At 69.9% G+C, this 19,516-nt stretch carries 17 protein-coding genes; 8 read left to right on the top strand and 9 right to left on the bottom strand.

Annotation, left to right across the window (positions count from 1 at the left end):
• The first annotated feature begins 25 nt into the window (after nucleotides 1–25).
• Both OHT74_RS36470 and OHT74_RS36465 read left to right on the top strand, forming a co-directional pair.
• A protein-coding gene (locus OHT74_RS36470; RefSeq protein ID WP_328620557.1) for an IS3 family transposase occupies nucleotides 26–1,317 on the top strand; the annotation gives its coding sequence in 2 pieces (ribosomal slippage) (nucleotides 26–311 and nucleotides 311–1,317; 1,293 coding nt in all).
• Between the two features lie 30 nt (nucleotides 1,318–1,347).
• The gene (locus tag OHT74_RS36465) at nucleotides 1,348–2,181 is read left to right on the top strand and encodes an APC family permease (protein WP_328622615.1); all 834 of its coding nucleotides are present in this window, start codon (nucleotides 1,348–1,350) and stop codon (nucleotides 2,179–2,181) included.
• Nucleotides 2,182–2,222: 41 nt separating this feature from the next.
• Here the strand turns inward: OHT74_RS36465 and OHT74_RS36460 are convergent, their stop codons facing one another.
• The gene (locus OHT74_RS36460) at nucleotides 2,223–2,870 is read right to left on the bottom strand and encodes a DUF6082 family protein (RefSeq protein WP_328622614.1); all 648 of its coding nucleotides are present in this window, start codon (nucleotides 2,868–2,870) and stop codon (nucleotides 2,223–2,225) included.
• A 235-nt stretch (nucleotides 2,871–3,105) separates the two neighbouring features.
• Here OHT74_RS36460 and OHT74_RS36455 point away from each other — a divergent pair, with 235 nt between their 5' ends.
• The 3 genes from OHT74_RS36455 (at nucleotide 3,106) to OHT74_RS36445 (ending at nucleotide 6,094) form a co-directional block, all read left to right on the top strand.
• Nucleotides 3,106–3,783: a macro domain-containing protein gene (locus tag OHT74_RS36455; protein ID WP_328622613.1), complete on the top strand. Its 678-nt coding sequence runs from the start codon at nucleotides 3,106–3,108 to the stop codon at nucleotides 3,781–3,783.
• Nucleotides 3,784–3,856: 73 nt separating this feature from the next.
• A complete protein-coding gene (locus OHT74_RS36450) occupies nucleotides 3,857–5,476 on the top strand; it encodes an ADP-ribosyltransferase domain-containing protein (RefSeq protein ID WP_328622612.1) in 1,620 nt (539 codons plus the stop codon).
• 153 nt (nucleotides 5,477–5,629) lie between these two features.
• The gene (locus tag OHT74_RS36445) at nucleotides 5,630–6,094 is read left to right on the top strand and encodes a hypothetical protein (RefSeq protein ID WP_328622611.1); all 465 of its coding nucleotides are present in this window, start codon (nucleotides 5,630–5,632) and stop codon (nucleotides 6,092–6,094) included.
• 187 nt (nucleotides 6,095–6,281) lie between these two features.
• Here the strand turns inward: OHT74_RS36445 and OHT74_RS36440 are convergent, their stop codons facing one another.
• On the bottom strand, nucleotides 6,282–7,325 hold the full coding sequence (locus tag OHT74_RS36440; RefSeq protein ID WP_266670822.1) for a trypsin-like serine peptidase: 1,044 nt from the start codon (nucleotides 7,323–7,325) through the stop codon (nucleotides 6,282–6,284).
• A 447-nt stretch (nucleotides 7,326–7,772) separates the two neighbouring features.
• Between OHT74_RS36440 and OHT74_RS36435 the strand changes: the two genes are divergently transcribed.
• On the top strand, nucleotides 7,773–8,924 hold the full coding sequence (locus OHT74_RS36435; RefSeq protein ID WP_328622610.1) for an NAD(P)-dependent oxidoreductase: 1,152 nt from the start codon (nucleotides 7,773–7,775) through the stop codon (nucleotides 8,922–8,924).
• A 159-nt stretch (nucleotides 8,925–9,083) separates the two neighbouring features.
• Here OHT74_RS36435 and OHT74_RS36430 read toward each other — a convergent pair whose 3' ends face one another.
• Genes OHT74_RS36430 through OHT74_RS36410 form a run of 5 tightly spaced genes read right to left on the bottom strand, consistent with a single transcriptional unit; the run spans nucleotide 9,084 to nucleotide 14,951 of the window.
• Nucleotides 9,084–11,156: a dynamin family protein gene (locus OHT74_RS36430; protein WP_266670818.1), complete on the bottom strand. Its 2,073-nt coding sequence runs from the start codon at nucleotides 11,154–11,156 to the stop codon at nucleotides 9,084–9,086.
• Nucleotides 11,156–12,934 (bottom strand): dynamin family protein, encoded by a 1,779-nt coding sequence (locus tag OHT74_RS36425; protein WP_328622609.1) that lies wholly within the window; start codon nucleotides 12,932–12,934, stop codon nucleotides 11,156–11,158. Before OHT74_RS36425 ends, OHT74_RS36430 begins: the two co-directional genes overlap by 1 nt.
• Nucleotides 12,935–12,954: 20 nt before the next feature.
• The gene (locus tag OHT74_RS36420) at nucleotides 12,955–13,095 is read right to left on the bottom strand and encodes a hypothetical protein (protein WP_328622608.1); all 141 of its coding nucleotides are present in this window, start codon (nucleotides 13,093–13,095) and stop codon (nucleotides 12,955–12,957) included.
• Nucleotides 13,092–13,694 carry an HAD family hydrolase gene (locus OHT74_RS36415; RefSeq protein ID WP_328622607.1) on the bottom strand — a complete coding sequence of 201 codons (603 nt, stop codon included), beginning with the start codon at nucleotides 13,692–13,694 and terminating at the stop codon, nucleotides 13,092–13,094. The genes OHT74_RS36420 and OHT74_RS36415 overlap by 4 nt, the downstream gene beginning before the upstream one ends.
• A 27-nt stretch (nucleotides 13,695–13,721) precedes the next feature.
• Nucleotides 13,722–14,951 (bottom strand): MFS transporter, encoded by a 1,230-nt coding sequence (locus OHT74_RS36410; protein ID WP_328622606.1) that lies wholly within the window; start codon nucleotides 14,949–14,951, stop codon nucleotides 13,722–13,724.
• A 160-nt stretch (nucleotides 14,952–15,111) separates the two neighbouring features.
• On the opposite strand from OHT74_RS36410, the gene OHT74_RS36405 reads away from it, so the two are divergent.
• Entirely contained in the window at nucleotides 15,112–15,879 is a 768-nt protein-coding gene (locus tag OHT74_RS36405; protein WP_328622605.1) for a DeoR/GlpR family DNA-binding transcription regulator, read from the top strand.
• A gap of 234 nt (nucleotides 15,880–16,113) precedes the next feature.
• On the top strand, nucleotides 16,114–16,719 hold the full coding sequence (locus tag OHT74_RS36400) for a hypothetical protein (protein ID WP_328622604.1): 606 nt from the start codon (nucleotides 16,114–16,116) through the stop codon (nucleotides 16,717–16,719).
• 172 nt (nucleotides 16,720–16,891) lie between these two features.
• Here the strand turns inward: OHT74_RS36400 and OHT74_RS36395 are convergent, their stop codons facing one another.
• Together OHT74_RS36395 and OHT74_RS36390 are read right to left on the bottom strand one after the other, a co-directional pair.
• On the bottom strand, nucleotides 16,892–17,488 hold the full coding sequence (locus OHT74_RS36395) for a hypothetical protein (protein ID WP_328622603.1): 597 nt from the start codon (nucleotides 17,486–17,488) through the stop codon (nucleotides 16,892–16,894).
• Between the two features lie 152 nt (nucleotides 17,489–17,640).
• Nucleotides 17,641–19,203, bottom strand: a complete 1,563-nt coding sequence (locus OHT74_RS36390) for an adenosine deaminase family protein (RefSeq protein ID WP_328623464.1) — start codon at nucleotides 19,201–19,203, stop codon at nucleotides 17,641–17,643.
• Between the last annotated feature and the right edge of the window lie 313 nt (nucleotides 19,204–19,516).

The raw sequence follows: 19,516 nt of genomic DNA, 5'->3' as shown, positions 1-19,516 counted from the left end.
TCCACTTCGTGAGGAGATGGAGTCCATGTCACGTCCTTCGAGGAATTACCCGGCCGAGTTACGCGAGCGTGCGGTGCGGCTGGTGGCCGAGGTCCGGCCGGAGCATCCGACCGAGTGGGCGGCGATCTGCTCGGTCGCAGGCAAGCTCGGCATCGGCAGCGCGGAGACGCTGCGCAAATGGGTCCGCCAGGCCGAGGTCGATGCCGGCGCCAGGGCGGGGACCAGCACCGCGGAGTCGGCCGAGATGCGCCGGCTGCGGGCCGAGGTGCGGGAACTGAAGCGGGCCAACGAAATCCTGCGGGCGGCCTCGATTTTCTTCGCGGCCGAGCTCGACCGGCCACGCAGGTCCTCGTGAACTTCATCAGCGCCCACAAGGACACCACCAGCGAGACGGGGGTGCGGTGGGGAGTCGAGCCGATCTGCCGCGTGCTGAGTGAGCACGGGGCACCGATCGCGGCGTCCACCTACTACGACGCCACAGCCCGAAAGCAGCGTCCCTCCGGCTCCGGCTCTGAGGGAGCGTCCTCGCGGGACGAGATGCTGAAACGGGAGATCATCCGCGTGTTCGACAAGAACTTCCGGGTCTACGGAGCGCGGAAGGTGTGGCTGCAGCTCAACCGGGAGGGCATACCGGTGGCCCGCTGCACCGTCGAGCGCCTGATGCGCGAGCTGGGCCTGCGAGGTGCGGTCCGGGGCAGGAAGTACCGCACCACGGTGCCCGATCCGACCGCCGCCCGCCCCACCGACCTGGTGAAACGCCGGTTCGACCGGCCCTCGCCGAACCGGCTGTGGGTCACCGACTTCACCTACGTGGCCACCCTGTCCGGCACCGCCTACGTCGCGTTCGTCATCGACGTCTACGCCCGCCGGATCATCGGCTGGTCCGCGGCCGGCCACATGCGCACCGGCCTGGTCCTGGACGCCCTGGAGATGGCCGTCGCCGCCCGCTTCCGCGCCGGCGCCACCGACCTCACCGGCCTGATCCACCACAGCGACGCCGGATCTCAATACCTTGCCATTCGCTACACCGACCATCTTCAGGAGGCCGGGATCGCACCGTCCGTCGGCACGGTCGGCGACGCGCTGGACAACGCCCTCGCCGAGAGCACGATCGGCCTGTTCAAGACCGAGGTCATCAAACCCGGCGGGCCGTGGCAGTCCCTGACCGACGTCGAGATCGCCGCCCTGACCTGGGTCGACTGGTACAACAACCGGCGTCTGCACGGCGCCTGCGACGACCTCACCCCCGCCGAGGCCGAACAAGCCCACTACCATCACCACCGCGACCCCGTCCGGGCCGCTCATCCAACAAACTGAGTCCCCGGACACGCCGGGGCGGTTCACACCGTGCTCTCCATGCTCGGCATCATCATTTCCGCGTTCGTCGTGACGGTGCCGACACCTCGTGGGGCAACCCCGCACGACTCGTCCCTGGGCAGCATCGGTCTCGCGATGATGTTCATTCTCCTGACCTACGGCGGCTGGAACGAAGCCGCATATCTCTCGGGTGAGCTCGAGGATGCCAGGCGTAACATGGCCCGGGCCTTGGTCGTTGGCGTTCTGATCGTCATCGGAGTATCCGTCGCGATCAATTTCGCCTATCTCCATGTGCTGGGGCTCGACGGCATCCGTGACAGCAACGCCGTCGGCGCCGACATGATGCGCGTCGTCGCCGGTGACACCGGTGCGACGATCACGAGCGTGGTAGTCGTGCTCTCAACTCTGACCACACTCAACGGTTTGATCATCACCGGGTCGCGCTCGTACTACGCGCTCGGGCGGGATGTGGCCGCGCTCCGCTCGATCGGCACGTGGAAGGAGAACGGTTCAACTCCCGCCAACGCGCTCGTGCTGCAGGGCGCGGTGTCAGCCGCACTCATCGTGTTCGGAGCCGCCACACGTGTCGGGTTCCAGGCGATGGTCGCCTACACGTCACCGGTGTTCTGGTTCTTCATGCTGCTGGTCTCCCTCTCGATCTACATCTTCCGCCGGCGCGAATCCGGCGGCGAGTCGCACTATCGCGTGCCGCTCTATCCGGCGACGCCGGCGATCTTTGCCCTCAGCTGCCTGTGGGTGCTCTGGTCCAGCCTCTTCCATGCCGGATGGGGGTCGATCATCGGCGTCGCGGTGCTACTTGCCGGAACGCCGTTGTTGTTCCTCAAACCCACTCACTCGTGTTGAGGGTTTCGAGGGATATCGACGCGCGCCATGCGACACGTGCCTCAGCCACCTCCAACGAAGAACTCTCCGTCCAATACCGGAGGGCCTGCCTCCCTGGCGTGCTGATACGCCTCATCCATGATCTCCACGAACCTGAGGCGAGGCGGGTCCTCCAGTGCAGCCATGTGGTCACGCCACATGGGAGCACTGTTCTCCCAATGCGCCCGTGCCACTTCCCCGCGGAAGTGAGCGCTCAGCACCACCCGTAACGCGCTGTCGTTGAGGCGCCCCAGGTGATGGTCGCTGGCCCACATGCTGACGATCAAATTCGTGACCATGAGTTGCTTCCACCTCGCCTCGGTCATCGGAATCCTCGGCGGCTCCCAACAACGCAGCAACGCCGAATCACTCAAAGCCAGCATCGTCAACTCTCGATGCGCGGAGCGAAAAGTCTGCTCCCCGTCAAGTCGAGCCTGCTTCGCCTGGAAAGCGATGGACGTGACGACCCCGAGGAGAGCCGCAGCGGAGATCACCAGGGACACGGCACCGTAGGACTGACTGACGTCGCTCAGCCGCTCCCAGTCCAGGGACTTGGGTGCAAGTACGTTCAGGGCGAACGGTGTTGCCGCAACACCGGATGTGAAAATGATCAGTACAGCGCTCCATGTCAGAGCTCGGCGAGCCCTCCGTAACTTGACAGTCTCTGCCATCCAGCGTCCTCTTTCGCGTCGGAGCACACACGCCGCCGGTGCCTCGCCTCCCCACTCCAGGCTCGCCACCGGACTGAACGATCCCCAAAGCTCCTTGACTGCAGCGGGTTTGACAAGAGGGTGGGCACCAAGCCTCTCGGGCCGACGTCATCGTCCTCTTCCTGCCGGGGCGTTGTCAGTGGTGGCGGATAGCGTCGGGGGTGTTGGAAGGGCCGTTTCCCGACAGGAGTGGACGATGACCGAGAACCATGTGCAGCCCGCGCTCAGGGTGGTGCTGACCGACGTCAACGAGCGTGTGGTGGAGGCGTGGCGGGCGGCGTTCGCGGACACTCCCGGGATCGAGGTCCGCAGGGGTTCGATCCTCGACGAGGACGTCGATGCGTGGGTCACCCCGACCAACTCGCGGGGCCGGATGGACGGCGGGGTCGACGCCGTCATCAAGCGGCACCTTGGAGCCGGCATCCAGCTGCGCGTGCAGCGGGCGATCCGCGACCGGTTCGCCGGGACCCTCCCGGTGGGCAGTGCCGTCTGCGTCCCGTCGGGTGCGACCGTCCCGCGGTACCTGATATCGACGCCGACGATGGTGCAGTCCTCGCAGAACGTGAAGGACACGCTGAACGTGGCTCTGGCGTGCGCCGCAGCGTTCCAGGCCGTCCACCGGCAGAACCGTCAGGTGCCGGGCAGCATTCGCTCGGTGGCTCTGGTCGGGATGGGCGCGCAGACCGGCCGGGTGCCGGCCCGGGTGTGCGCCAACCTGATGTGGACCGGTTTCACGCTCTTCCACGACCACTGGTTCGAGGACGACGACCAGCTGCGCGCCACGATCACCGCGCAGCTCGACGGCATCGAGAACGCGCCGGCCACGGAGCGGGTGCGCATCGTGCCACCGAAAGGGCATTCCTTTCGCAGCTGATCCCGTGCACACCGCCGGTCAGCCTGCCGTTCACCACCATCCCTCAGGTACGACAACAGGGAGCCCTTCCCCCATGCCCGACGCCACCACCACTCCGGCCCAGCCCGATGCGAACGACCCGCTGGGCCTCACCGAACTCTTCAAGGGTGGCGGTGAACCCTGGCTTCCGCTCCTGAAGCCGGTCATCGAAGCACAGCCGGATGCCGCCCGGTTCATCGGCCAGGGCCGCAGCCCGGAGGTCGTCCCGGTCCGTGAGCTGACCTTCCAGGCGCTCAAGCCGAACCCGCCGCACAAGTGGAAGGTCGTCGTCTTCGGCCAGAACCCGTACCCGCGGCCGGAGAGCGCCACCGGGATAGCCATGTTCGACAACACCTTCAACGACTGGAAGGACAGCCAGTTCGGCAGGGTCGTCAGCATTCGCTGCATCATCAAGGCGGCCGCCATGTGGAAGTACGGCATCGCCAAGAAGACACCCATCGCCGACGTCCGCGCCCTGTTGAAGGAGCGGGACACGGTCCAGCCGCCGGAGTGGTTCCAGGCGATGCTCACGCAGGGCGTGCTGCTGCTGAACGCCTCGCTCACGGCCAGCGGCGACGGGGCGATGGGGGCCGACCAGCACACCACGTTCTGGCGGCCCGTTGCCGAACGGATCGTCGAGGAGATCCTCAAGGCCAAGCAGGACGCCGACGAGGAGGACCGCGGCGTCGTGTTCGCCTGGTGGGGTGCCCACGCCCGCAGCCTGAAGAAGATCGTCCTGCGGCTCCAGAAGAAGTACCCGGACGTCGAGGTCCGGCACATCGATCACCCCAACCCCGCTGCCCAGGGTGACATCTTCTGCGAGGGCGACCACTTCGCCACGGTGAACGCGGCCCTCGCGTCGCTGAGCGCCGAGGAGATCGACTGGCTGCCCAGCAAGGGGTGGAACGAGGGTGCGGCGGGGGCCGGCGGTGCGGGCGGGGACGTCGCGGCACGCATGGGGGCCTTCATCGCGTCGACCATGGAACTGCACCAGCTGTACCTCGACCGGCTCACCGGTGTAAAGGACGAGGGGCTCGTCCTCCCGGCGATCACTGGTGTGTTCGACACCCCGCTGATGGACTTTCAGGACGCCGTCGCCCCTGTCGCCGAGGTGCTGTTCGGGCTCGGCCGGCAGATCGACCGGTCCCGCGAGTTCGGCAAGCGCCGGGCGGACGAGACGGCCGGCCGCATGTCCGCCGACGCCATCGCCGCGCTCTACCTCTACACCTGCGAGTCCGCGTTCTACCGTGAGATCAACGCCGTCCTCCGCTCCCCGGACCGGACCAAGGTCGTTCCCTATCTCCCGTACCTGCGGCTGCTGTTCGCGGCGGTGTCGGGGCTGCCCGCCCACACCCGGCCGCTCTGGCGCGGGGTCTCGCTGGACCTGCGGGCGCAGTATCCGGTCGGGGGGACGGTGACCTGGTGGGGCGTGTCCTCGTGCACCTCCGAGCTGAGCGTGGCCCGGTCCTTCCTGGGCAGCCGCGGCAAGCGGACGCTCTTCGAGGTGACGCCCGCCCGGGCGGTGGGGATCCGGAGCTTCTCCGCCTTCACCGGCGAGGAGGAATTCATCCTCGCGCCGGGCACCCAGCTCAAGGTGACGGACGTGAAGGCCGAGCGCGGCGGCCTGTGCACGATCAAGCTGACCGAAGAGGATGCCGCCCCTCTCGTCTCCTGACCAACCGCCCCGGCGGGCCACCACGTCTCCGTCGACCCGATCTACCATGAGCGCGGCGGTCCGGACACCGGGACGGGAACCGGTCCCGCGGAGCCCGGCACGCCCTCCCCGAGCCCCGGGCCGGCACCCAGGCCGCCGAGGAGCAACTGACGCATGCGCACACGGAAGTCCATGCCGCTGCTGCTGGGGCTGCTGCTGACGCTGACCGGCTGCGGTCTGGTCGGAGGCGACCGGGGCCCCAAGCCGTTGACGCCGATGCCGAGCGAGGTGCCGGCCGGGGCCGAATACTCGACGGTCGACGACGTGATCGCCGCCCTGGCGAAGGGCGGCTTCGGCTGCAAGGAGACTCTGAGGAACGAGTACACGTTCGGCTCGAACGCCACGTGCGAGGTGCAGCACCGGGGTACGACCGTCTACAACGAGTTCCAGGTGTTGAGCACGGCCCGGTTCAACCGGGACGAGGTCGGAAATTCGATTGCGACAGGGCGTCGGGCCTACCGTCAGACCATCGTCGCCGCCGGGAACTGGTTCATCTGGGTGCGGCCGGGGGTCTACGCCTACGACATGGCCGCGGCGCTGCCCGGTTCAGTGGTGCTGGAGCCGCTCGTGGAAAAGTAGCGGGTTCGTACCCGCGGCGAGGGGCGCGGCGGGCGGCCCATCCGATCGGCCGCGCGGAGCGGTGGGGGCGCCCGCCGGGGATGCAAGGCTGGAGCGAAGGCACCCAGCCGAGGCCGGGGCGGACAGGAGGCGTTGCCGGTGCCCGGCATGGACCCTGCACAGCCTCTCGCTCACCCTGCAACAGCTTTCAGGCCGGGCTGCTTTTCGCGACCGAGGCGTACACGGTCCGGGCCGTTCCGCCCAGTCGTGGTCCGGCGAGCCAAGTGGACGAGGCCGGGCCGATGGACGTGTTGCTGACGAGGGCCAGGGTGCCGTCGGGACGCCGCACGAACCAGCCGCCGCCGGAGGAGCCGCCGGTCATCGTGCACCCGATGCGGTACAGCGACGGCCGGTCGGGGCGCAGGGACAGCCGTCCCGGGCGGTCCTGGCAGGCGAACATCCGCTGCCCGTCGAAGGGGGTGGCGGCCGGGTAGCCCCAGGCCTTCATCGCCGGCATCGCCGCCGTGGGCGGCGCGTCGAACCAGACCGGTACGGCTGCCCCGGTCGCCTCCTGGAGCGATGTGCGGGTGCCCTGCCGGGCCACGCGCAGCACCGCGAAGTCACCGGACGCCCCGGCGCCGCCGGTTGCGGCACCCTCCGCGAGCCATTGCTCGGAGGTCCCGGCCCGGTCCGCCCACCACGTGCCCAGCGGGGCGACCTCGGCCGCCCCGGCCGCGCGGCGGGACGCGCCCGTGAGACCCCGGTCGTTGTAGGAGGGGACGAAGACGATGTTGCGGTGCCAGGTGCCGCCCGCGCCGCCGTGTACACAGTGGCCCGCCGTCCACACCAGGCTGGAGCGGCCCGGCCGGGCCGGGTCCTCGACGGCAGTGCCGGAGCAGACGCTCGGCCCGTCGGGCCCGTCGAAGAAGACCTTCCCGAGCGCGGGGGCGCTCGCGCGGTACGGGGTACGTTCGGCGGCGGCCGGGACGGGGGCCGGTACGGGGTCGGTCTCCCCCAGATCGGCACCGAGCCCGTCCGCCACGGGCGTGTCGTACCTGTCGGCTTCGGCCATGCGCTGCGGAGTCCAGAGGCCGGGGATGACGGGGTTGGAGAAGTCCGGTACGGCTCGCCTGAGCGTGTCGACCGGCCCGGAGCAGGCGGTCGTGACACCGAGGACGGCGAGGACGATGAGCAAGACGGCCAGGACGCCCGGGCGTACGGCGCCCCAGGGGCGGCCGGAGTGCACGTTCATGGTGACGTTCCTCGGGGTGGGGACCGCGGCCCCCTGAACTGCCGGGCGCCGGACGGAAGTCGGAAGGGGGATCAGCAGGAAGGTCGGTTCGGTCGCCCCGGCGGTTCCGGGACTGGGTCACTGGGGACACGGGGCTCCTCCCGGCCGAGTTCTGCCGTACGGCCGCTGAGACAAGACGGTGACAATTCCCGATCCGGCCGTTGGCAGAGGGAGCCGCCCCGCAACCGATGGATCCGGCCCGGGCGTGCCCCGGTGCGCGGCACTCCGGTACTGCTTCGTCAGGCCCTTGTTCCGGGATGCGGGTCGCCGCAGTCCACCCCGGAGTTCCGGCCGCAGCCGAACCACTGGCCGTCCTGCCCCTCGCCACATCGACGGCCGGCGCCTTCTCCTCTGTGGGAACGGCAGTGCTACACATGATCCGCAGGGCAACTGAAAGGCAGTGGAACCATGTCGAGGATATTGCCGGGTCCGGCACAGGAGGGCACCGCCCGCGGCCGGGTCCTGGTCGTGGACTGCGCGCCGGGTACGACGGCGCTGGCCGAGCTGGCGGACCTCAGCCGTCTCGGCTTCGAACCGACGGTCAACATCCGGCGGGTGGCCGATCCCGACCTGCGGTCACGCATCGCGCAGCAGTGGCGGACCGTGGACTTCGACGGGTTCGCGGAAGAAGAGCTGGCCCGGCAGCTGGAGGACGGAGGCCTCGGCCACGAGGCCCTGAAGTGCCGGGCCGGCATCCCCCTCACCGAGGCCGTGCTCGAACGCGCCACCTCGGACTCCCTCCAGCACCGTCTGGTACTCGTCGGCCGCGCCGCGGCGGGCTCCGACTCGTTCGACACGGCGGTCGCACAACGTCTCGGCGTCACCCTCCGCACCACCCCCGGAGCCAACGCCGGGGCCGTCGCCGAACTGACCCTGGCCCTCATGCTCGACGCCCTGCGTGGTTTGTCGCAGCGGGCACGGGCCCTGCGGCAGGGCTCCTGGGCCGCGGCGACCGCGAACCTGCCCACGGGCAGCCTGGCCGGTGCCCGCGTCGGGCTGGTGGGTTCCGGTGCCACGGCGCGCAGGGTCGCCGACCTGGTGCGTGCCTTCGGCGCCGAGGTGTGGGTATTCGGATCACCGCGCTTCACACCGGAGCGCGCGGCCGGATGGCCCGGTCGCCGGGTCGCGTCGTTGAGGGAGCTGCTGGAAGGCTGTGACGTCGTCTCCGTGCACGTGCCGGCCACGGCGGAGTCGAACGGCCTCATCGGGGCCGAGGAACTCCGGCTCATGCGGCCGGGGTCGGTCCTGGTCAACACCGCCCGGGCGAGCGTGGTCCGCGAGGCGGACCTCGACCGAGCCCTTCGGGATCCGGGATCGGGCCCATGGCACGCGGCGGTCGACGTCTTCGAGGCGGAGGGCGTCGGATTCGCCTCCCCCCTCAGGGACAACCCCCACTGCACGCTCTCCCCGCACTCGGCGGGCATGACTCGTGCAGCCATGGAGGAGGCCTCGCGCAGAATCGTGGCCGAGTTCGCGCGATACGTCGAAGAGAACGGCATCACGAGCGGCGGGCCCGGGCGATATCAGCCCCCGCTCACTTCACGCCGCGGCGAGCCCTGACCTGGGCGACGGTCGTGAGCATGTCGGGGGGAACGGCGGGGCGCCCTTTGCCGTGGCCGTCGGACTGCCCGACTCCCGACTCCTGGCTCCTGGCTCCTCGCCACCACCGCCGCACTCTCCGCCGCCGTCTGACGCCCGGCCCCCTGACGGCTCCTCCGGCTACGCCTGATCGGGCTCCGTCTCGGAGACGAACGGCTGCAGGAAGGTCGCGATGTGCTGCTCCACATCGGTGATCCGCTGCTCGTACACGTAGAGCTGGTCCCGCATGCCCGCCTTGGCCTGCTCGTCCAGGCGGGACTCCTCGATGTTGCGCTGGACGATGCCGATGAGGTCCTGGAGCTGGATGTGGAGCGTTTCGCTGATCCCGCCCCACACGGCGCGCAGGTCGGCGGCGCGGCTGTCCGCGTACTGGCGGGCGGTCAGGCCTGCCGAGTCCTTCACGTGGTCGGAGAACTCCTCCGCCGCGCGCGACTGCAGCTTGCCGTTGGCGAAGATGACCGCCCCCGAGGCCAGCAGCGGTCCGACGGCCGCGCCGATGGCCACCGCCACACCGACCGGTGGAAGGGCCAGGCTGATCAGGCCGGCCGCTGCGGCGGCGGCCGTCCCGCCGACCACAGCCGCACCGGTGCCCGCGCCGATCGCCATGAGCGAGCTGGGGCGGAACAGGAGCGGCACGTCGTCACGGTTGCGGCGCCCGTCGCGGCCGTGGCCCTTCCCCGCCGCGATGGCGAGCGTGTAGAGCAGGTCGTTCTGGTCCCGGATGGACTGCGTGTTGCCGGTGAGTTCCGCGCGGAGCTTGTCGAGGAGGGTCGCGTGCGCCCTGATCAGCGGCTCCAGCTGGCGCACCAGATCGGCCTGCCGCTGCTCGATGAGCTGGTCGAGATCCTGGGTGCAGAAGACCTGCATACGTTCCTGGAGCCGGACGGTGTACGCGTCCATCAGCTCGTGCTGGGCTGCGACGCGGCCGCCCTTCGTGAAGGACCGGACGGCTCGGCTCAGGCGTCCCGGGCCGCTCGTGACGTGCCAGTCGGCGATCTCGCTGCTGATGCCGATCAGGAACGCACTGAACTTCAGCTGCAGTTCGTTCTCGATGTCGAGGATCTTGCCGCCGACGATGTCGCGGATCGCGTCGGCGCTGGCCCGCAGTTGGTCCTGGGTGGACTGGCTGCGGTCGAGGAGCTCGCGCAGCTCCGCCGTCGACTTCATCAGGATCGCGCCCTCGTCATGCAACCGCACCCGCAGGTTGACGGCGTTGTGGCGCAGGAACTCGGCGAGACGGACGAACTTCACCCGGGCCGCGTCGCGCATGCAGAAGACCTCGAGGGCGGACTCGAGCCGCCCGATCCCCGATGCCTTCAGGCCTTCCGCGTCGCCGTCGATCCGCGACCGCAGGGCCTGGAGGGCGCTGATGAAGAAGACGTTGGCAGCGGCGGTGGAACCGGATTCCCCGCTGAGCTCGGCGACCGCGTTGCGGCAGCGGCTCATCACCTCCGCCCGTTCCTCCTCCTCGATCCGGTCGAACTGGTTCACCACGAAGAAGATGTCGCGGTGCCCGAGCTTCCGGACCCGGGTGAGGTAGTTTTCGGTCTCGTGGAGGGTGAACGGCCGTCCCGCGTCGGTGACGAACACGACGGCGTCCACCTCCTCCAGGTACCGGAGGGTCACCAGCTCGCGGTCGGAACTCTCGTTGATCCCTGCCGAGTCCACGATCTCGACCGATCGACGCAGCAGCTCCAGCGGCTGCTCGACGACGGCCAGCGCGAACGAGGGGGTGCGGGGCGCGCCGTACGCGTCGATCTGGAGGGAGACCTCCCGCTTGAACTCCTCCGTCGTGACGGCCGTCTCGACGCCCTGCCGGTCCGCGTCCCGGTACAGCCAGGCCCGCTCGGTCTCGCCCCATCGCAGGACGGTCGTGAAGGCGGTGGCCGGATTGGCCTTGGTGGGCAGCAGCCGCTTTCCCAGCAAGGCGTTGATCAGGGTGCTCTTGCCGCTGCTGAACTCGCCGAGCACCATGATGCGGAAGGTCTCGCGCTCGAAGACCGCCCCGTTGATCCCGAGGTCCAGTGCCGCGCCCGCGCCGCCGGGCGGGGCGATGACCGCCGCGGCCTCGCCGGCCACGCGCTGCAGGCGCTGGTAGTACGAGCGCAGTGTTCCGATGTTGTCGCTCCAGCCGCGGAACTGCACGGCCGGTGATTCCTGGCCGGCCGGTAACTGCCGGTTCTCGTGCGCCATCAGGTCCCTTCCAAGGGAGAGAGGTGGGTGTGCACGGAGCGGCTCAGCGACCGCGCCGTGCTCTGCAGTGAACGCCAGTGGTCGAGGGACTCCGGCTGCGCGGCGACGGCTGTGGTGTGCAGCCGCCACCACTGCTCGTCGCGGTCCCGCGCCTGGCTCAGCAGGCGGTCGTACACCTGCCCGATGCGTGCCTCGGTCCGCGCCACCTGGTCCGTGAAGGCCGCCTCGACGATCCGTTCCAGGTCGTCGATGGCGCGTTCACGGCGCTCGGCCTGGCCGTGCTCGAGTGCCTCCGTGACGAGCGCCGTACCGGCCGCTCCCGCGATCTGCGCCACGACCTCGGTGGAGACAGGAGTCAGCACGCTCTCGATGGCGGTGCCGACGAACTCCGGCAGCCACGAGGCGTCCCAGCCGGTGGCATTCTGCGACTCCGCGGCGGCGGCCGCGTCGGCAACACCGGGCAGCGCCGCGGCCGGCACGACCCGCCCGGCACTGGGGGCGGCCAGTCCCTGGAACAGTTCCTCGCCGGGCCTGTTGCGGAGCAGGATGCCGCGCAGCCGGCGGGTGTCCTCTTCCAGTACCCGGTCGACGGTCCCGGTGATCCACGATTCGAACTGGTGCAGGACCTCGGCGGTGTACGGGATCGCGTGGAGGCGGATGAAGTGCTGTTCCTCCGGCGTCTCCAGCATCTGGGAGAAGCGCGCGGCGAGTTCGCGTGCTGCGGCGGCCCGTCGTCTGCGCGCCTCGGCGGCGATCGTCTGGACGAGCGAGGCACGCCACTCCCCCGCTTCGGCGCTGAGCACGATCCAGTGGAAGCGTGCGCTCTCGTGGGCCGTGTGCCAGATCTGTGCGGCCCGCGTTCTGACGGGGTCGGTCCGGTGCACGTCCGTGAGCGCCCGCGCGGCGGCCTCCTCGACCAGGCCGCAGGTCGCCGCGAGGAGGTGCAGCCTGCGGATGGTCCGCAGCGCGCGGCGCAGCCGGATGCCGGCCAGCTGGCCCAGGGCCGCGCGGAGCGGGGCGACGCCGTCGGGTTCCCCGGCCCCCTGCGCCGCGCCGGGCGCGGGGACCGGTCCGGGCAGCACCAGAGCCTCCGGAGCCCGGACTGCGACGAGGTGGTTGACGCGTCGCAGGATGTCGGCCGCCTCGTCCTCGACCTCGGCGAGCTTGGTGACGACGACGGCGAGCGGAGGGCTGTGCGGAGCCGCGGCCAGTGCCTTGATGCGGGCCTGTTCGGTGGCGAGCATGGCGCGGCGCGCCTCGGTGACGACGACCACCACGTCGCAGTCGCCGACGATCCTGGCGAGCGCTGCCGTGTCGGGCTGCCGCACTCCGGACCAGCCCTCCCAGCCGGGGGTGTCGACGATTTCCACTCCCGCACGGGCGGGCCAGGACCCGGAGGGCACCTCGACGCGTACGGTACGCAGGCCGGCCGGGCCAAGGTGCTCGGGCCCGGCCTCCTCGGGAGTTCGGGGAGCCCCGGACTCGGCGGAGTCACCGGATTCGGCGATGAACGGGCGCACGACGACGGGCGGTCCGTCCGTCGGGTGCACGGACACCGGCAGGCAGACCGTGCCGATCAGCTCGTTGACGAGGCGGGACTTGCCGACGTTGCTACCGCCGATGACGCAGATCCGGGCCCGCGGGGACTGGGCGCGGCGGGCCGTGCGGCGGATCAGCGAGGCCGCGGAGTCCGCTCCGGCCCGGTCCGCGAGCAGGGCCACCTGCTCGGCGAGTTCACCTTGCAGCAGCTCCCGTTCGTTCTCCCCCGTACCGACCACAGCGCCGCCACCCCACCCCGTCAGGACCTCCCCGGCGCGACCATGATGCCAACGGATGCCGCCGGGCGCCGCCCGTTCGGCGGGAAGGCCCGGGCAGCTGCGCAGAGGAAGGCGTTGTTCGTGATCCACGGCTCGGGGACGGCGAGGATCGTACCGGTCACGGCAACGCCGCCTCGAGTGCGGTCCGCAGATCATCGGGGGACGTGAACAGGTGGCCCTGCAGGCCAAGTTCGCGGGCCGCCAGGACGTTCTCGGCCCGGTCGTCGACGAACAGGATGTCCTCGGGGGGCAGTCCGAGTTCCCGGACGCACCACTGGTAGGCGGCCGCCTCGGGCTTGGCGCTGCGGATGCGGCAGGAGAATCCGAGCACCGTGAATCTTTCCAGCCACGGCTGGGTGGCCTCGTACCGGACGGCGAGCTCCTCCGGAATGTTGGAGAGGAGACCGAGGGTCACGCCCCGGTCCGCCAGGGCGGCCAGGAGTTCCACGCTGCGCTGGTCGATCTCGCTCCAGCCGGCCAGGTCGGCGGCGATCAGGTCGGCGGTCAGTCGTTCGTCGAGTGCGATTCCCAGCTCTGCACAGACCCCTTTCCAGTACGCAGGGCCGGCAACGTCACCACGGTCGTAGGGGGCGCGCTGCGACCAGTACGCCTCCCAGAAGCGGCTGCTGTCACCGCCGGCCGTGCGTTCCAGCACGGCCTGGGACTCGGGCGACTGGACACGCGCGATGACACCGAACATGTCGAAGAGAACGGCTTTCATCCTTCAGGTTCCTTATTTCTCGGGTCCTCACATGGAGACGGTGTCGGCGCGGTCCGCCCCCGCGTTGCGAGGGCCGCTCACGCCGTCGGGATCGGGGGCGTTCTTGCGCAGCCACAGGCTCAGGGCCGCACACACGGCGGCGAGGCCGAACAGCACGAGTGGCAACGCCTTCACGTCCATGGTGTCGATCACCCCTCCCAGCAGCGGCGGGAAGGCCACGCCGCCGATCATCGAGGCGGCGATCACGTAGGCGCCGGCCGCGGCCACACCGGGCACGGCCCGGTTCAGCCAGGGCAGGCAGGTCGGGAAGATGGGCGCGATCATCAGGCCGACGCCGAAGTACGCGTACGGGGCGAGCGCCGGTACGGTCGCGAGGACCAGGAAGCCGGCCATGCCGGCGCAGCAGACGATCAGGATCGACGGTGCGGACCAGCGGAGGCTGAGCGGGGCGACCACGAACCGGCCGATGGTCATCGCCGCCCAGTAGGCGGAGGTCGCGGTGGCGGCGGTGGCGGCGCCGTACCCGACGGCTTCGAGATGGGTGGGTTCCCAGCCGCCGACGCCGGTTTCGATGGCCACGTGCAGCACGTAGATGCCGATGAACACGGCGATGATGGGCAGTACCCGGGCTCCGGACGTCGCGCCGCCTTCCGCCGGGGCCGGCTCCGGCTCCCGGGCGGCCACCCCGCCCAGGGTGGCCAGGATGAGCAGGCAGACCACCCCGATGCCGAGGAAGATCTGCGGGTAGCGGTCCGCTCCGAGCCAGCCGATCAGGGCCGGGCCCGCGATGGCACCGACACCGAAGTGACCGTTGAGCACGTTGAGCATGGCGGTGCTGCGGCGGCCGAAGCCGATGGCGAACAGCTGGTTGAGGCCGTAGTCGATGCCGCCGAAGCCCAGACCTATGACGAAGGTGCCGGTCAGGGCCAGGTTCCAGCTCGGCGAGAACGCGAAGAGCGTGGCGCCGGCGGCCATCAGCAGGTAGGAGCCGCCGAGCAGCACCCGGTTGTTCAAGCGGCCCCGCAGAACGTGGTAGATCAGCACACCCAGGAGTGCGCCGACGAAGTGGGCACTGAGGCTGAGTCCGGCGCCCGCGGGGCTGATGCCGTACTCCTCCCGTAGGGCCGGGATCGCCGGGCCGTAGAGCGCCTGCAGGGCGCCGATCACCACGAACGCCACCAACGAGGCGGTGATGGCGACGGTGGTGAGAACAGGCCTTCCCGCTTCGGGCAGGCCGGCCTCTCTGGTGGCGGACATCGCTCTCCTCATCGCTCATAGCGGAATGAACGGAAGTCACGTTCACAACAGCCCGAAGTTCACATCCAAGGCTGCACATTACGCACATAGGATGTTCGTTTCAACAGATCGTGTGTGCACAACACCATCCAGGGCCGCCTTCTGTGCTAAAAGCAGACACATGAACGTGATGGAGAGGCACAAGTTCGTCGTGAGCCTGCTCATGCAGCAGAACCGCGCGACCGTGGCCGAGCTGGCCCGGGCCACCGGTGCGTCCGAGATGACCATCCGCCGGGACCTGGAAGTACTGGAGTCGCGGGGAGCGCTGCGCCGGGTGCGCGGCGGCGCCGTGAGCAACCTGCCCGGCGGCGTCGAACCGCCCTACGCCATCCGGGCCATGTCCGGAGCACAGGCCAAGGAGCGGCTCGCGTGCACCGTGGTCGAACTGCTCACCGACGGAGAGACGGTGGCCCTGGACACCGGAACCACCGCCGTGGCCGTCGCCAAGGCCATGGCAGACCGCCAGTTCACGGTGACCCCGCTCTCCCTGCACGCCGCGTTCGCCCTCTCCGCAAACCCCGGCATCCAACTGCTGCTACCCGGTGGCCAGGTGCGCCCCGAGGAGCTCTCCTTCTACGGCCAGACGCCCGTCCAGGCCTTCAAGGACCTGTGCTTCGACACGTTCGTTCTGGGCTGCTGCGGTGTCGACCCGGTCCAGGGGGCAACGGCCTACAACCTCGAAGACGTACAGGTGAAACGAGCCGCGGTGGCCGCGGCGCAGCGGGTGATCCTGGTAGCGACCGCCGACAAGCTCGGCCGTGCGGCGCTGGGCCGCATCTGCTCGATGGAGCAGATCGCCCTCATCGTCACGGACGCGCCCGACGACTCCCCGGTGGTCAAGGAGTTGCGCGACCAGGGGGTGGAGGTGGTGCATCCGTCGGGCGACTGACGGGGCCGGCCGTCTCCCGTCGGCCTCTCGTGTCCCCGCCTGCATTAGTCTCCGACGATGCCAAGCACGGATCGATCCTTCACTCAACACCCGCGGGGCGCAACGGTTGCAGGTGTTGTCCTCAGCATCGTCGCACTGGTCGGCTGCAGTCCGAGTGGTGCCTCCACGCCTCCAGCCGGAGCGGCGCCGTCGGCTTCCGCACCGGTCACGGCAAGCCCAGCAACGATCACACCCTTGTCCTTCGGCTATCACGCACTCGGCAAGCGGGAATTCATAGACCAGACGCTCTCCATCAACAACACCGGACGGACGAGTGTGGTGCCGACTCTGGCGATCACAGCGGTGGACAGCACAGGCAAGGATCTGCCTGATGTGCGGGTCACGACCGCCTACGGAAGCGACCGAGGCAGCCTCGTCGTGCAACACGGTGGGGGCTACGACATCCTGGCCTTCAGCGGAGCCGACGCCGGCCAGGTCGCCGATGTCCGAGTGACCGTCAAGGAGCTCGTCCCCGCAGATCTTCCGGCCGATTCATCCGCCGTCGAGGCCAAGCCGGCAGACCCGGCCGGTCAGCCTCTGAGTAAGTTCGATGCCTTCGACCAGGTCGTTCTGAAGAACCCGAACAACACAGCGGTATCGGTCCGCGTCGTCTATCTGGTCTATGACCAGCCGAAATCCGGATCGCCTCAGCAGGCGGTCGAGGTGGTCCCGATCGGCGGGCTGACCACGATTCCGGCCGGGGGCACCTCTTCTGTCACTGTGTCGGGAGACGCCAAGGCAGCCGTGCAGAGGTTCTCAGGTGGTCCAGCCGTCAGCGTCAAGACCTACTTCTCCCGATAGAACGACCGGCTCCACGAGGAGGCCCTCGCCATCCACCGGCGCATCGAGACGGCCTGCCGCGCAGGGGTACCGGGCCGGCTGCCCGGGCTCGCCGAACCAACAATGCGAAGAACCCTGAACGGGAGCCCCCTCCGACAAGAGCTGAGCCGGCGCTCAGCCCCGACGAGGAGGTCTACGCCTGACCACGGCTCTCCTCGTTCCTCACCCGCAGCCGACCGAAGGACCACGCACCCAGACCCACCAGCACGGCCACTCCGGCCGCGTAGGCCGGCAACCACAGGGTCGTGGTGGAGGACAGGCAGTCGGCAAAGGCGACATGGCCTTGGACGTCCTGTGCGTGAGCCAAGGCGGCAGGGTCGCGACCAGCCAGGTCCGCCAGCGCCGCCTCCGTCCGGATTCGCTCGTACGTACGCAGCGCGGGGCACCTGTCTCGAGTGCCCGGCATCGGAAACAGCCACGGCCAGCGCTGCAGCATGGGGGCCACTGTGATCGCCACACACAGGCCGACGACCAGCGAATACGCCGTCAGATTCCCCATGTAGGCAGTTCGGAGGCCGGGCGTCCACTGCGGCAGTCGGTACAGACAGAAGAGCACCGCGAGGAGCGTCACCCCGATGTACGTGGCGAACCACTGCCACGAACCTTGCGCGAGCACGGCCGTCAGCACGGCGCCGAGTGCGATGCCGATGACTCCCGGCTGGCCGGCAACACTGTGGCTCGCGCTGGTGGATGCCGAGCTCCGGGCTTCCTGGGGGCTTGGATCGTCCACGGTCTCTCCTGCCTGGCTCGGCCATCAGCATCACGGATGCATCGCGCCATCGGCCTGCCGCCATGCCGGACCGGCCCGAATGCCTGGCCCGATTGGCGGGGCTTCCCCCGCTCCGGGGCCGGGAAGTCACGCAGTCGACCGGGGTCCCGGGGTCAGTGGGAGCCGGGGCGGGTGGCGCGGGCGTGGGCGGTCTCGAAGCGGTGGAAGGCCGCCTCCTGCCGCCACTCGACCTGCGCCTTCGGGCCGGCGGCCAGGAAGCGGGCGCACCGCGCGCCCGGGTGCTCGGCGCCCTGCCGCTCCCCGGCGCACGGCCCGGTGGGCCGGTAGCCGGTGCGGACGTCACGGTTCCACAAGCCGCGGCCGGGAAGGAACGAGTGTTCCAGGGATGCCCGGGCCAGGTCCCTCAGCTCCGGGTAGCCGAGCCCGTACATCTCGGCGGCCCGGCGGTACTCGTCGGTGATCTCGATCCGGGACACGCCCGGGTCGTCGGTGGCGAGGACGACCGGTACGCCGTGGCGGCGGTAGGTGGCGAAGGGGTGCGCGTCGCCGGAGACACGCAGGATCTGCTCGTTGCTGTGGAAGGGGACCTCGACCGCGATCCGCCGCTCAGCCATGTAGCGCATGAGCGACTGCCAGCGGTCCTCGTGCAGGACGGACACGCCGTGCCCGATCCGCTCGGCGCGGCCGGTCTGGGCGGCCTCCCTGATGTGGAAGGTGAGGTCCTCCGGCTTGACCAGGCCGGGCACCAGCTCGCCCGAATGCAGGGTGATGTGCGCCTTCGGGTACTGGGTCTTGAGGTAGTTCAGCATCCGCATGTGCAGGCGGTAGTCGTGCAACGCGACCGGGTCGTCCTCCGGCTGCACCAGGTTGACGGCGACGAAGCGCGCGTCGCGCTCGGCCAGCCGCATGCCGAGCGCCATCTGGGTGAACACCCGCTGCGGGGTGCCGGCGCGGGCGACCTGGGAGATCCAGCGGTACGGGAGGGAGCACGCCGCGTCGGGCCGCGGGGTGTCGCAGTGCGCGGCGGTGCGGAACTCGGTGTCGATGGCGTCGGCGTCGGCGCGGGCCTTCCGGACGATCGCGTCCAGACCGCCGTCGGCGAGGAGCTTGTCGTGCATGCGGTCGAGGTCGGCGTCGTAGCCGATCCGGTCGGCGAGGTCACGGGCCGGCCGGGAAGCCGGGGAAATGGTCTCCAGGTAGAACTGGTTCTGCCGGGCGGCCGTGTTGGCGACCTCTGCCAGCATCCGGCCGGGGTGCCGCAAGGTCGCCTCGCCGAACTTGAAGAAGGTCGCGAAGAAGTGGTCGTGGCCGTTCCCGTCGGCCGGGAAATCCTGCATCGACCAGACCCGGATGACCTGCCGGCGGAGCGCCGCGTCGGTGACGGCGTCTGCGGCGGGGCGGGTCCCCGGCCCGCACGGCGGGGGTACCGCGGTGGTGGTGTCGGTGGTGATGCACAGGCCGTCCCCGGCGGCGAGCTCGATCAGGAACTCGGTGGTGACCGCACCGGACAGGTGATTGTGCAGGTCACCTCCCTTGGGCAGGTCGGCGAAGAAGTCCCCCTGCCGGGCTGAGACGGGGGCCTCTGGTGCGACGGGGGCGGTGGAGACGGCGTACGCGGAGGCGGGTGCGAGCAGGGCGAAGCCGGAGAGCGCGGCAATCAAGTGGGACGGGATCACGGCCACATGGTGGTGAAGAGTGCCACCGTTCGGCGGCATGACGAGCCGGGCGCCGCCCGGTGTCACCCGGCAGGCCCCGCAGAGGATCGCTCCTCCAGGGGACCTTCGTCCGACCACGCGCCGCGGGTCGGATCACCGACTGACACGAACCGGAATAGTGCGGCTGATCAGGCAAAAGCAGGCCGACACCCTGGAGGCGCCCTGCGCAAGGCTGCGAGGTGGGCGAACATGGTCCTTGGAAGCGCTGGCCGACACATCCGGACGATCTTGAGCTCCGGGCCGTGTAGCGCTTGATGATCCGGCGCGCACATGGCTGGACCGCGGGCGAAGGGGGAGCCCCAGCGAGAACCCG

This window comes from Streptomyces sp. NBC_00354, from assembly GCF_036106915.1.
GTDB lineage: Bacteria > Actinomycetota > Actinomycetes > Streptomycetales > Streptomycetaceae > Streptomyces.
This window is presented reverse-complemented; position numbering and strand designations above follow the sequence as displayed.